This window comes from Knoellia subterranea KCTC 19937, from assembly GCF_000768685.1.
Lineage (GTDB): Bacteria > Actinomycetota > Actinomycetes > Actinomycetales > Dermatophilaceae > Knoellia > Knoellia subterranea.
Map to the genome: position 1 here is coordinate 144,708 of NZ_AVPK01000008.1, position 12,068 is coordinate 156,775.

Annotated in this window: 12 protein-coding genes; 8 read left to right on the forward strand and 4 right to left on the reverse strand. The window is 70.3% G+C overall.

What is annotated here, in order from left to right; all coding sequences use genetic code 11:
- Together N803_RS13820 and N803_RS13825 are read left to right on the forward strand one after the other, a co-directional pair.
- Positions 1 to 564 (forward strand): histidine phosphatase family protein, encoded by a 564-nt coding sequence (locus tag N803_RS13820; RefSeq protein WP_035906238.1) that lies wholly within the window; start codon positions 1 to 3, stop codon positions 562 to 564.
- A gap of 45 nt (positions 565 to 609) precedes the next feature.
- Entirely contained in the window at positions 610 to 1,449 is an 840-nt protein-coding gene (locus tag N803_RS13825; protein WP_035906241.1) for a PhzF family phenazine biosynthesis protein, read from the forward strand.
- Here N803_RS13825 and N803_RS13830 read toward each other — a convergent pair.
- A complete protein-coding gene (locus N803_RS13830) occupies positions 1,439 to 3,445 on the reverse strand; it encodes a thioredoxin domain-containing protein (RefSeq protein WP_035906348.1) in 2,007 nt (668 codons plus the stop codon). The two genes, N803_RS13825 and N803_RS13830, sit on opposite strands and share 11 nt — an antisense overlap.
- Positions 3,446 to 3,611: 166 nt before the next feature.
- Positions 3,612 to 4,973: a cation:dicarboxylate symporter family transporter gene (locus N803_RS13835; RefSeq protein WP_035906244.1), complete on the reverse strand. Its 1,362-nt coding sequence runs from the start codon at positions 4,971 to 4,973 to the stop codon at positions 3,612 to 3,614.
- Positions 4,974 to 5,101: 128 nt separating this feature from the next.
- Between N803_RS13835 and N803_RS13840 the strand changes: the two genes are divergently transcribed.
- Entirely contained in the window at positions 5,102 to 6,715 is a 1,614-nt protein-coding gene (locus N803_RS13840; protein ID WP_245617279.1) for a sensor histidine kinase, read from the forward strand.
- Entirely contained in the window at positions 6,715 to 7,398 is a 684-nt protein-coding gene (locus N803_RS13845; protein ID WP_035906247.1) for a response regulator, read from the forward strand. The genes N803_RS13840 and N803_RS13845 overlap by 1 nt, the downstream gene beginning before the upstream one ends.
- Here N803_RS13845 and N803_RS13850 read toward each other — a convergent pair.
- Both N803_RS13850 and N803_RS17630 read right to left on the reverse strand, forming a co-directional pair.
- Positions 7,395 to 8,267, reverse strand: coding sequence for an aminoglycoside phosphotransferase family protein (locus N803_RS13850; protein WP_084764534.1), 873 nt, complete (start codon positions 8,265 to 8,267; stop codon positions 7,395 to 7,397). The genes N803_RS13845 and N803_RS13850 overlap by 4 nt on opposite strands.
- A 47-nt stretch (positions 8,268 to 8,314) precedes the next feature.
- Complete coding sequence (locus N803_RS17630; protein ID WP_052112299.1) at positions 8,315 to 9,340, reverse strand: hypothetical protein; 1,026 nt, start codon at positions 9,338 to 9,340, stop codon at positions 8,315 to 8,317.
- A gap of 100 nt (positions 9,341 to 9,440) precedes the next feature.
- On the opposite strand from N803_RS17630, the gene rimP reads away from it, so the two are divergent.
- From rimP to N803_RS13875, 4 genes are all read left to right on the forward strand, one after another.
- Positions 9,441 to 10,010: a ribosome maturation factor RimP gene (gene rimP / locus N803_RS13860; RefSeq protein WP_035906249.1), complete on the forward strand. Its 570-nt coding sequence runs from the start codon at positions 9,441 to 9,443 to the stop codon at positions 10,008 to 10,010.
- Between the two features lie 3 nt (positions 10,011 to 10,013).
- Entirely contained in the window at positions 10,014 to 11,210 is a 1,197-nt protein-coding gene (gene nusA, locus N803_RS13865; RefSeq protein WP_035906251.1) for a transcription termination factor NusA, read from the forward strand.
- Between the two features lie 149 nt (positions 11,211 to 11,359).
- The gene (locus tag N803_RS18935; RefSeq protein ID WP_245617281.1) at positions 11,360 to 11,590 is read left to right on the forward strand and encodes a YlxR family protein; all 231 of its coding nucleotides are present in this window, start codon (positions 11,360 to 11,362) and stop codon (positions 11,588 to 11,590) included.
- A 121-nt stretch (positions 11,591 to 11,711) separates the two neighbouring features.
- The coding region (locus N803_RS13875; RefSeq protein ID WP_211253522.1) for a translation initiation factor IF-2 N-terminal domain-containing protein at positions 11,712 to 12,068 on the forward strand (357 nt) is incomplete at its 3' end.

Here is a 12,068-nt window from a genome sequence, read left to right on the forward strand (position 1 = left end):
GTGCGCCCCGTCCAGCTCCACCTCGTCCGCCACGGCCAGTCGACGTGGAACGTCGAGGGCCGCCTCCAGGGCCAGACCGCGCACCCCGACCTCACCGACCTCGGCCACGAACAGGCGCGGACCGCGGCCGCCACCCTCGCCGCCCGCATCGACGGCTCCGTCGAGGTCCTCACGAGCGACCTCCAACGGGCCCGCTCCACCGCTGACCGCATCGCCTCGACCCTCGGTGTCGAGGCGACCAACGACCCGGACCTGCGCGAACAGGCCCTCGGCCATCTCGAAGGCCGCCTCACCGCTGACCTGCAGCCCGAGCCCACACCCGATGGCCAGCACGTCAGCGAGGTCGCCTGGGGTGGGGGAGAGAGTCTCAGGGACGTCCACGAACGCCTCGCCGCGCCGATCCAGCGAGCCCGCGACACGGCATACGAACACGTCGTTTGGGTCACCCACGGCGACACGATGCGCGTCGCCCTTGCGCGCCTCGCCGGCCGCACCCACCGCGAGGTCGCCTGGGACCCGATCCCCAACGGCGCCATCGTCACGGTCGAGCTCGACAGGCCTTAGCCAGCCGTCACGGCGCAGCGAACGAGAACGTGCTGGGATGGGCGCATGCTGCCCTTCAGTCAGGTCGATGTCTTCTCCGCGCAGCCGTGGCGCGGCAACCCGCTCGCCGTCGTCCACGACGCCGATGGCCTGACCGACGAGCAGATGGCCGACTTCGCGCGGTGGACCAACCTGTCCGAGACGACGTTCCTGTGCACGCCAACCGACCCCGGGGCCGACTACCGGGTGCGCATCTGGACGATCGGCGGCGAGCTGCCCTTCGCTGGGCACCCGACGATCGGCAGCGCCCACGCGTGGCTCGAGGCCGGAGGGGTGGCGCAGGGTGCCGATGTCGTGCAGGAGTGCGGGGCGGGGCTCGTGACGGTGCGTCGCGCCGAACGCCTCGGGTTTGCGGCACCTCCGCTCATGCGTTCGGGCGACGTCGACGCAGACCTGCGCGGGCGTGTCGTCACGGCGCTTGGTGTGGCGGACGACGCGATCGAGGGCATGGCGTGGGTCGACAACGGACCGGGCTGGATCGGCGTCGATCTCGGCTCCGCGCAGGCCGTGCTCGACGTCGTCCCGGACATCGCGGCCTTCACCGACCTCAAGGTCACGATCCTCGGACGGTGGAGCACCGAGCGAGCCGCCGAACTGGGTGCCGATGTCGAGGTGCGCGCGTTCTATGCCGACGGGCGGGACTTCGGCGAGGACCCGGTCACGGGCAGCGCGAACGCCGGCCTCGCGCAGTGGCTCATCGCCGCCGGTGCGCTGCCGCCGACCTACGTGGCGCGGCAGGGAACCGTTATCGGGCGGGACGGGCGTGTCCACATCGAGGCCGCGGACGGTGAGGTGTGGGTGACCGGTGACGCCGTGACGCGGGTCAGCGGAACCGTCACCCTCTGAGAGATTCCCGGCTCAGCGATTGGCGCAGATCCTCGAGATCGGTCACCGGAGCGTCGCAGACGAAACCACGGCAGACGTATGCCGTCGGGGCGCCTCCCACGAGCGGCCTCGCCTCGAGCAGTGGCTGGCCGGGTGCATCGGGTTCGCCATGGGCGACGACGAGACCGGGGGAGGTGCTGGTGCGCGCGACATGGAGCATCTCCTCGGCCGCTGAGCCGCTTCCGGTCACAGCGACCTGAAGTGGCCCGGCCAGCGCGGCTTCCACCCCGGCAAGGCTCCACCCGGCGAAACGGGGATCGCGCGCGGCGAGTGAACCGACGCCTGCGAGGGCAGCATCCGCGGCGTCGCGGTGACGTGCGGAACCGGTGAGGGCGGCATACGTCAGCCAGGCGCCCGCGAGCGAGGACGTGCCGGAGGGCTCGGCGTTGTCAGCGACGCTGCGTGGCCGGGTGAAGAGCTGCTCGGCGTCGTCGGCGGTGTCATGGATCGTGCCGTCCTCGTCGCGGAAGTGGTCGAGCGCGACGTCGAGGATGTCCCCGGCAACTGAGAGCCAGTGGGCGTCGCCCGTGGCCTGGTGGAGCGCGAGCAGACCCTCGGCGAGGTTGCCGTGGTCGTCCGCCACTCCGGCAGCCGCTCCAACTGCTCCGTCGCGTGAGGCGCGTCGGAGACGTCCATCGATGAGGTGCGTGGTCGTGACGAACTCTGCGCAGCGCCGGGCGGCCTCGATGAAGTCCGGCCGCTCCAGCAGAACGCCGGCATCGGCGAGCCCGGCGATGGCCAGACCGTTCCACGACGTCACGACCTTGTCGTCGCGGGCCGGTTGTGGGCGGGCGTCGCGGGCCGTGAGGAGCCGCTCCCGGGTCGCCGCCCACCACGAGTCGTCGTCCGGATCCTCGCGCAGCTGCAGGGTCGAGGAGCCGTGCTCGAACGTCCCGTGCTCGGTCACCGACAACAGGTCAGCGGCTCGTCGACCGTCGACTTCACCGAGCACGTCGACGAGCTGGTCGGGGGTCCATGCATACGTCGCACCCTCGATGCTGTGGCCGTCGACGATCGTGTCGGCGTCGAGGGCAGACGCGAAACCACCCTCGTCCGTGCCGAGGTCGCGGATTATGAATTCCGCTGTCTCACAGGCGATTCGATGCCACAACGGTTCCTGGGTGGCGCGCCACAGATGGGTGTAGACCCGCAGCAGCTGGGCGTTGTCGTAGAGCATCTTCTCGAAGTGGGGGACGACCCAGTCGGCATCGACGGCGTACCGGGCGAAGCCCCCGCCGAGCTGGTCGTACATGCCACCCCGGGCCATGGCCTCGCACGACCCGCGCGCCATGGCCAGTGCGTCCGAGTCGCCGGTCGCGGCGTGGTGGCGCAGGAGGAACTCGAGAACCATGGAGGGCGGGAACTTCGGAGCGCCGCCGAAGCCACCGCGGGCAATGTCATAATTCTGCCGCAGCGTCCGGACCGCAGCCGCCGTGGCATCAGCCGTGATGGGAGCGACTGGGCCGACGGCCGTCATCATTTCGCGCAATCGTGACGCGATGTGAGCCCCGGACTCGATGACGTCGGACCGCTGCTCGCTCCACACGCGGGTGACGTTCGCGAGCAATGACAGGAACTGCTCGCGCGGGAAGTAGGTCCCCGCGAAGAAGGGGTCGCCGTCCGGCGTGAGAACGCAGGTCATGGGCCAGCCGCCGTGCCCGGTGAGCGCCGTCGTGGCGTTCATGTAGACCGCGTCGACGTCGGGCCGTTCCTCCCGATCCACTTTCACCGCAACGAAATTCGCGTTCACGGCCTCGGCCACGCCGACGTCCTCGAACGACTCGTGAGCCATGACGTGACACCAGTGGCACGCCGCGTACCCCACCGACAGCAGGATTGGCACATCCCGACGGCGCGCCTCCGCGAACGCGTCCTCGCCCCACTCCCACCAGTCCACCGGGTTCTCGGCGTGCTGCAGGAGGTAGGGGGACGTCGAGTTCGCGAGCCGGTTGGCCATGCCTTCACCGTATGCCGTCCGGTACGGCATACCCCGTTCCTCCGGACATGCAATGCCCGGCACCGATCCACCCAACCCAGCCACGCGCGTGCTCAGCACCACACACTCGAGTTGGCCGGCGGACAGCACTGCATGTCCGCCGGCCCACTCGCGTCACCTGCGAGCGTCAGTGACCCACGGTCACCGACTGCGGATCCCCGACCAGGTCCTCGTCGCCGTGGTCCTCGTCGAGCATGGTCGACTCGTCGAACGGTTCGTCACCCGCCAGCACCCGGTCGAGCTTGCCCCGGTCGAGCTCACCCACCCAGTGGCCGATGAGCACGGTGGCGATGGAGTTACCGGCGAAGTTCGTCAGCGCGCGGGCCTCGCTCATCATCCGGTCGATGCCGACGATGAAGCCGACGCCGTCGACGAGGTCGGGGCGGTGCGACTGCAGGCCACCGGCGAGCGTCGCGAGCCCGGCACCAGTGACGCCGGCGGCACCCTTCGAGGCGATGATCATGAAGACGAGCAGCGAGATCTGCTGGCCGATCGAGAACGGCTTGTCCATGGCCTCGGCGATGAAGAGCGAGGCCATCGTCAAGTAGATCGCGGTGCCGTCGAGGTTGAACGAATATCCCGTCGGGACAGTGATGCCCACGACCGGACGCGAGACGCCGGCGTGCTCCATCTTGGCGATGAGGCGCGGCAGAGCGGACTCCGACGAGGAGGTCGACAGGATGAGTAGGAACTCGCGCGACAGGTACTTCAGCAGCGCGAAGACGTTGATCCCCGTGACCAACTTGAGGACCGCGCCGAGGACGACGAACACGAAGAGGAAGCACGTCGCATAGAACGCGACCATGATGAGCGCAAGCGACTTGAGTGCCTCCCAGCCGGTGGCGCCGACGACGGCGGCCATCGCTCCGAACGCACCGATGGGCGCGAGGAACATGATCATCGACATGAGGCGGAAGACGAGCCGCTCCACGTGCTTGATGCCGTTCAGGATCGGCTCACCGGCACGCCCCATCTTCTGCAGCGCGAAGCCGACGAGCAGCGCGATGAGCAGCGCCTGCAGCACCGAACCCGACGTGAGCGCCGAGACGAGCGTGTCGGGGATGAGGCCGAGGATGAAGTCGACGGTCGTGGTGTGCTCCTCGCCGACCTGCTTCTGACCGGCCGACGCGAGCTCGTCGGTGAGGTGCAGTCCGGCGCCCGGCTTGACGATGTTGCCGACGACGAGGCCGATGGCGAGAGCCACAGTGGACATCGTGAGGAAGTAGCCGAGGGCGAGGCCGCCGACCTTGCCGACCTGGGCGGCGCGGCGCACGGAGCCGATGCCGAGGACGATCGTGCAGAAGATGATCGGGCTGATCATCATCTTGATGAGGTTGACGAAGGCCGTTCCGAGCCACTTGAGCTTGACCCCGAACTCCGGGGCGATGATGCCCACGGCGATTCCGAGGGCCATGGCGATGATGACGGCGATATAGAGCCAATGCGTGCGGTCCCGGCGTACGGGCCGTTCGACGACGGTGTCGGTCACGGGAATCTCCTGGGTCGCGACCCGGTGGTCCGGGTCTGGTGAGCGACCCCGAGTCTGTTCGCCTCAGTGACTAGGGTCACGTTTGTGTTCATTGAGTTCGTCGCCCTTCGCGTATGCCGGTGGGCTGCGTGAGCGCGCGCCTCTCGCCTGCGCGGTGGAGCGTTGCGAAGCAGACCTTCGTCCTCCAGGTGGGGGTGGCGCTGCTCGTCGTCGCGGTCGGCCTCGTCGCTGCGTACGCCCAGGCACGGCGCGCGCAGACCCAGGAGGCGACGAGCCGGGCGATGTCCGTCGCACGGACCGTGGCGGCGACTCCGGACGTTGTCGACGCCCTGACCGCGGGCACGGAGAGCCCGGAGGTGCAGGCCTTCGCCGAGGACGTCCGCCGCGACACGCACACGGACTTCGTCGTCGTGATGACGACGGAGGGGGTGCGCCTCTCGCACCCGGACCCGGCGCAGGTGGGGCAGCGCTTCATCGGACACATCGAGGCTGCGGTGCGCGGCGGCGAGGTCGTCGAGGACTACACCGGGACGCTCGGCCCGTCGCGACGCGTGGTCGTGCCGGTCCGGACGGAGCAGGGCATCGTCGTCGGGCTCGTCTCCGTCGGCATCGTCCGGACGGCCCTGTCGCAGGCCGTGCGTGCCCAGCTGCCGAGCCTGCTCGTCGCGGGAGCCGCGGCAGCCCTCCTCTCCGGTCTGGGGACTGCGCTCGTGTCCCGACGGATCCGCCGGCAGACCTTGGGGATGGGGGAGCGGCAATTGAGGGAGATGTACGAGTACTACGACGCGGTCCTCCACGCCGTCACCGAAGGGCTTCTCCTCGTGGACCAGGGCGGGCGGCTCCAGCTCGCCAACGACGAGGCTGTTCGACTGCTCGGCTTGCCCGACGACGTTGCCGGGACTCCTCTGGCCGATCTGGGACTCAGTCCGGCTCTCACGGCTGCCCTGTCCGACGGGGAGCGGCGTGAGGACGAGCTGCATGTCACCGAGGCCCGCGTCCTCGTGCTCGGGACCGCTCCCGCGATGTGGGAGGGGCGACGCCTGGGGACGGTGGCGACGCTGCGCGACCGCACGGATCTCGAGCACCTCACGGGGGAACTTGATTCGGCGCGGGGTGTCACCGAGGCCCTGCGCTCGCAGGCGCATGAGTCGGCCAACCGGATCCACACGATCGTCTCCCTCATCGAGCTGGGCCACGTCGACCGGGCGCTCGCCTTCGCCACGGACGAGCTCGCCGTGACGCAGCAGCTCACCGACACGGTCGTGGCTGCCGACGCCGAACCCGCCCTCGCCGCACTCCTCGTCGGCAAGAGCGCCCAGGCGAGTGAGCAGGGGATTGACCTCCGTATCGCGCCCGGAGCGCACTGGCCGACCGACGCCGTCCCAGTGCGTGACGTCGTGACGATCGTCGGCAACCTCATCGACAACGCCTTCGACGCGGTCGCGACCGCCGGCCCCGGCTCCGAGCGGCGGGTCGACGTCGACGCGCGCCTCGACACGGACGGCAGGACTCTCGTCCTCGAGGTCGCCGACTCCGGTCCGGGTCTGCCCGAAGCCACCGTCGAGTCGGTGGTCGAACGCGGATTCACCACCAAGGGGGAGGGGCGGGCAGGCCGACGGGGCATCGGCCTCGCCCTCGTCGCGCAGACCATCGACCGGCTCGGCGGATCGCTCGACGTCACGGGGCCACCGGGTGCTCGGTTCGTCGTCACCCTCCCCGTCGACGGATCGGGAGGTCAGTGATGTCCGAACCGCTGAGAGTTCTGGTCGTCGAGGACGAGCCGGTCGCCGCCGAGGCACACGCCACCTATGTCCAGCGGGTCTCCGGCTTCACCGTCGCAGCCGTCGCCAACACGGGTCAGCAGGCCCTGCGGTCATTGCAGGCGCACCCCATCGACGTCGTCCTGCTCGACATGAACCTGCCCGACCTGCACGGCCTGGAGGTGGTCCGGGCGATGCGCGCCGCCGGGCACACGGCCGACGTCATTGCGGTGAGCTCGGCCCGAGACCTCGACATCATGCGGTCGGCGGTGTCGCTCGGCGTCGTGCAGTACGTCCTCAAACCCTTCGCCTTCGCCACCCTCCGCGATCGCCTCGCGGCCTACCTCGACTATCGCGCGACCCACCGGTCCACCGGCGAGGTGGGCAGTCAGGCCGAGGTGGACGAGGTCTTCGCCGCGGTCCGTCCAACCCGCCCCGCGGCCCTGCCCAAGGGCATGTCCGAGGAGCTCCTCGGTCGGGTCGTGTCGGCGCTTCGCGACGCAGACGGGCCCCGCTCCGCCAGCGAACTGGCTGGCGAGCTCGGCGTGAGTCGCGTGACCGCGCGGCGCTACCTCGAGCACCTTCACGACAGCGGTTATGCCACGCGCCGTTCGCGCTACGCCGGCGCAGGTCGCCCCGAGGTGGAGTACGGCTGGCGCTCCTAGTCCTCGAGAGCCTTGAACAGCGTGAGGTTCTTCGAGAGCTCGGCGTCGTCGCCGTCCACGGCGGCCCAGAGGATCTCGATGCCGCAGCGGACGATGCACCAGAGGCGGCCCACCTCTTCGTCGAGACCTGCTGCTTCGCACGTCACTTCGAGCCGACGGCGGACCGACCAGCGCATCGCCGAACCGGTGCCCATCTCGTCAAACCTGTTGCGCAACAACGGATGCAGCTCATAGCCGGCGGGCCCCGCAAGCGGCTTCGGGTCGATGGCGAGCCACGGATCACGATCAGCGGCGAGGACGTTCTCGAAGTGCAGGTCGGTGTGCAGCAGGACGCGTGGTCCGGGCTCCGCGAGGAGGTCGCGCGCCAGGCCGGTCACTCGGGTGACGACGCGTCGCGGCACGTCCGTGCGTTGGCGCAGCTTGGTCAGATACGGATCGAGGTATGCCGGGAGCGTCCTGATCGTCGGCGGTGCCGGAATGTGGAGATCGCGATACAGCGACCCGACGGCGGCGCAGGCCTCGTCGATGTCGACCCTCTGGAGGTCCCGTGACGAGTCGAGACGCTCGAGGAGCAGGGCCCCTCGAGAAGGATCGGCGGCGACGAGCCGGACGGCCCCGTGCCCGTCCCACGCTCGCAGGGCGAGGTGCTCCTGCGCGGACTCGACGTGGGGCCACCCGACCTTGAGCACGAACTGCGCACCGTCGAGGTCGTCACGGCGGACCACGGGGTGCACGACGGCCGTCCAGCCGGTCATCGGCGGACCGTCCAGGACGAGGTCCCACTCGAGCAACGCCTCGCGCGTGAGGCGGTCCGCGTCCCGAGTCCAGTCGGCCCCGCTGGGCCCACCCTCGGCCGGGAGCCGACTCATCCAGGTGAGCCAGTCCCGTGGAGCGAGTGGCTCGGTGGGCGGCGAGGTCACTTCAGTCCCGGGAACGCCGTCAACGCCACCCCTCGCCGGTGGGCGACGGCGGCAACCGTGCCGAGCCATCGGGGGACATCGGAGAAAGCCGCCTCGGGTGACCCGTCGGCGAGAGTCGCCAGTTCGCCGCCCCAGGCGGCGAGGAGGTCGCCAGCCGACTCGGCCGCGAGCCGTCGGGCTTCCTCGTCGGTGGTGACCGCGTGGGGGAGAGGCAGGCCCAGCTCGGGCTCCGGTGCCCTGTCGCCCGCGGTGCCGACCAGTTCTCGGGTGACCGTGGCGAGCGCCGCGAGGTCGCGAAGCATGGCGGCCCGCTGATCCTTGGTCGAGCGGGCAGCAGCGATCTGGGTGAAGTACGTCGCCCGCCGGATCGCCGTGATGAGAGTGGCGACGGGTGTGACATCGGTCCAGGCCGACCCGGCTGAATCGGACGAGCTCTCGTCGGTCGGCGGGGGCGCGGGGTGGCCCGCGAGGTCGAGGCCAGCATGCGCCTGCGCGAGGATCCCCAGGAGCATGGGGCGCAGCTCCTCTTCGGCGTCATCGAGCCCCGCGCCGGCCTCGATGACCACTGACTCAAGTGCGTCGAGGGTGGTCGAGGGCGCGCTGTTCGAGCCGGACGGACTGGGCGTCGCCACGGGCGTTCCCGTGGGGGTCGTGGTCGGCGTCCCCGTGGCGGTCGCGGTGGGCGATGGAGTCAGGTCGGCCTCCGGAACGCCGCGGCTCCGGAGCGCGTCGTGAAGCACGGTCGCCTGCTGCTCGTGCAGCGGCTGGACCAGACCCGCCAGCGAGGACGGCGGTGAGACGGCTGAATCGGCGGCCGACCGGACGGCTGCGAGGAGGGCGAGCATCGCGTCCTCGCCCGCGAGGGGAGTCCGAGTGGGGAGGAGGGGGACGCGCGGCGCGTCGTCCTCGAGCCGGATGCCGCAACCACTGAGCGAGACGACAGCAGTTCCGATCAGTCCGAGACCGCCGGCCACGACGAGACGTCGGGACGGCGTCGATCCCCCCGGGCTGACGTCGCGCATGTCGGCATCCTCGCACGCGTGGAAGTGCTGCCCCGTGCCCGGCTAGAGTGTGGTTCCCGCAGCGTGACGTGCGGATCGAGAACTACAGAGAGGGAGACCGATGGCCTCGGGCACCGGAGTGCAGGAGCTGATCGACAGCGCGCTGCGCGGATCAGGAGTCGTCCTCGAGGAGGTCGTCGTCACCCCGGCGGGCCGCCGCAGGGTCGTCAAGGTCGTCGTCGATCGGGAGCTCACCTCCGAGGGCGACATCACCCAGACCCAGTCCTCCCTCTCCCTCGACGAGATCGCCGAGGCGACGCGCACCCTGAGCGACGCGCTCGATGAGTCCGACGTCCTCGGCGAGCAGCCCTACACCCTCGAGGTCACGTCGCCCGGGGTGTCCCGTCCGCTGACGGCCCCCGGCCACTTCCGCCGCAACGTCGGCCGTCTGGTCGAACTCACGCCACGGGACGGCGAGCGCGTCACGGGCCGCATCACGCGGGCCAGCGTGGACGACCTCACGCTGACGATCCCCGCCGTGAAGAAGAACCCGGCCCGCGACGAGTCCTTCGCCTACGCCGCCATCGACCACGCCGACGTCCAGGTCGAGTTCTCCCGCAAGGACGACGCGGAGACCGACCTCGACCCCACTGCTGCCGACGCCGACGCGTCGACCGACAAGGAGAACTGACCCATGGATATCGACCTCGCCGTCCTCCGGGGTGTCGAGCGGGAGCGCGACATCTCGCTCGACGTGCTCATCCCCGCCATCGAGCAGGCGCTGCTCCTCGCCTACCACCGCACCGAGGGCGCCTACCGCAGCGCCCGCGCAGAGCTGGACCGCAAGACCGGGCACGTGACGATCTGGGCCCGCGAGGAGTTCGAGGTCCCGGTGGAGGAGGAGCCGGTCGAGGACGCCGAGACGGCTCCCGCGTCCCCGTCCTCCGATGACGCCAACAGCGACGCGGACGCTGAGGGCGACGCCGCGAGCGGCGAGGAGACCGACGCCGACGAGGTCGAGGCCCCCGCTGAGCCGGCGCGCCCCCGCATGCGTCGCGAGTACGGCCCCGAGTTCGACGACACCCCGACCGACTTCGGTCGCGTCGCGGCCGCGACGGCACGTCAGGTGATCGTCCAGCGCCTCCGTGACATCGAGGACGACGCGATCATGGGCGACTTCAAGGGCCGCGAGGGCGACATCGTCGCCGGGATCATCCAGCAGAGCCCCGACCCGCGGCACGTCACCGTCGACTTCGGCTCGGTCGAGGGCATCCTGCCCCTCGCCGAGCAGGTGCCGGGTGAGAAGTACGTCCACGGCCAGCGCATCCGCACCTACGTGGTCAGCGTGAAGCGCGGCCTGCGCGGTCCGCAGATCGGGCTGTCGCGTACGCACCCGAACCTCGTTCGCAAGCTCTTCGCCCTCGAGGTTCCGGAGATCGCCGACGGCAGCGTCGAGATCGCGGCGCTGGCCCGTGAGTCGGGGCACCGCACCAAGATCGCGGTGCACACGAAGGTCGCGGGGCTCAACGCCAAGGGCGCGTGCATCGGCCCGATGGGCGCGCGTGTGCGTGCCGTCATGGCCGAGCTGCACGGCGAGAAGATCGACATCGTCGACTACAGCGACGACCCTGCAACCTTCATCGCGGCGGCGCTGAGCCCGTCCCGGGTCCAGTCCGTCGAGATCGTCGACCGGCAGCTGCGCGCGGCGCGGGTCGTCGTGCCCGACTACCAGCTCTCGCTCGCCATCGGCCGCGAGGGCCAGAACGCCCGCCTTGCCGCCAAGCTCACCGGGTGGCGCATCGACATCCGTTCCGACAACCCCGGAGCGGGCGGTTCGGCGGGTGCCGAAGAGGCCCCGGCACCGTCCGGTGACGCGTCGGACCCCCGCTAGGCGCTAGAGTGGAGGGGACCGACCGGACTGGACTCCGGGCCCAGACCTCTCACGCCGAGGCGAGCACACGGCATACACCGTCTTTGACGGAGCCGGTGCGCACCTGTGTGGGATGCAGGGCGACGGATAGCCGGTCGGCACTCCTGCGAGTGGTCGCCGGAGGGCAAGGGGACCTCGTTCCCGACCTTCGGCGGTGTCTCCCGGGGCGCGGCGCCTGGCTGCACCCCACCGGAGACTGTTTCGACCTCGCCGTCCGGCGACGGGCGTTCGGGCGTGCGCTGCGAGTCAGCACACCGCTCGACACCAGCGCCGTGGCGGAGTGGATCGCCACCCACGAGCAGGCAACCGTCCGTACCAAGGGAAACCGACAGAACCTCTGACAAGAGAGTGGTTTGACGCTGATGAGCACCCGATGAGTACTCAGCAATGAGCTCCCCCCAGTACTAACGGTCCGCGCGTTCTCTGCTTCGTCAGGTCGCACGGACCAGAAGAAGGAGAAACGTGGCAAAGGTTCGAGTGAGTGCACTCGCCAAGGAAGTTGGAGTGACCAGCAAGGTCCTCCTCGAGCGCCTCAACGAGATGGGCGAGTACGTCAAGTCGGCGTCCTCGACCATTGAGGCGCCCGTCGTTCGTCGCTACCAGGAGAAGTTCCCGGTCGACACCCCCGCGCCCGCGGAGGCCAAGCCGGCGGCCAAGAAGGCCCCCGCCAAGGCTGCCCCCGCTCCGGCTGCCCCTTCGGCACCGGGTGAGAAGGCCGCAACGCCGGGACCCAAGGCCCCGGCCGCCAAGGCTGCTCCGGCTCCGGCCGCCCCGGCTCCCGCCGCCCCGGCCCCGGCTGCTCCCGCAGCCAAGGCCACC

What these genes read in the sequence shown, in the direction of transcription:
- nusA (WP_035906251.1), top strand. Translation starts at nt 10,014, where the DNA reads ATGGATATCGACCTCGCCGTCCTCCGGGGTGTCGAGCGGGAGCGCGAC.
- rimP (WP_035906249.1), top strand. Translation starts at nt 9,441, where the DNA reads ATGGCCTCGGGCACCGGAGTGCAGGAGCTGATCGACAGCGCGCTGCGC.
- N803_RS13830 (WP_035906348.1), bottom strand. Translation starts at nt 3,445, where the DNA reads ATGGCCAACCGGCTCGCGAACTCGACGTCCCCCTACCTCCTGCAGCAC.
- N803_RS13845 (WP_035906247.1), top strand. Translation starts at nt 6,715, where the DNA reads ATGTCCGAACCGCTGAGAGTTCTGGTCGTCGAGGACGAGCCGGTCGCC.
- N803_RS17630 (WP_052112299.1), bottom strand. Translation starts at nt 9,340, where the DNA reads ATGCGCGACGTCAGCCCGGGGGGATCGACGCCGTCCCGACGTCTCGTC.
- N803_RS13825 (WP_035906241.1), top strand. Translation starts at nt 610, where the DNA reads ATGCTGCCCTTCAGTCAGGTCGATGTCTTCTCCGCGCAGCCGTGGCGC.
- N803_RS13850 (WP_084764534.1), bottom strand. Translation starts at nt 8,267, where the DNA reads ATGAGTCGGCTCCCGGCCGAGGGTGGGCCCAGCGGGGCCGACTGGACT.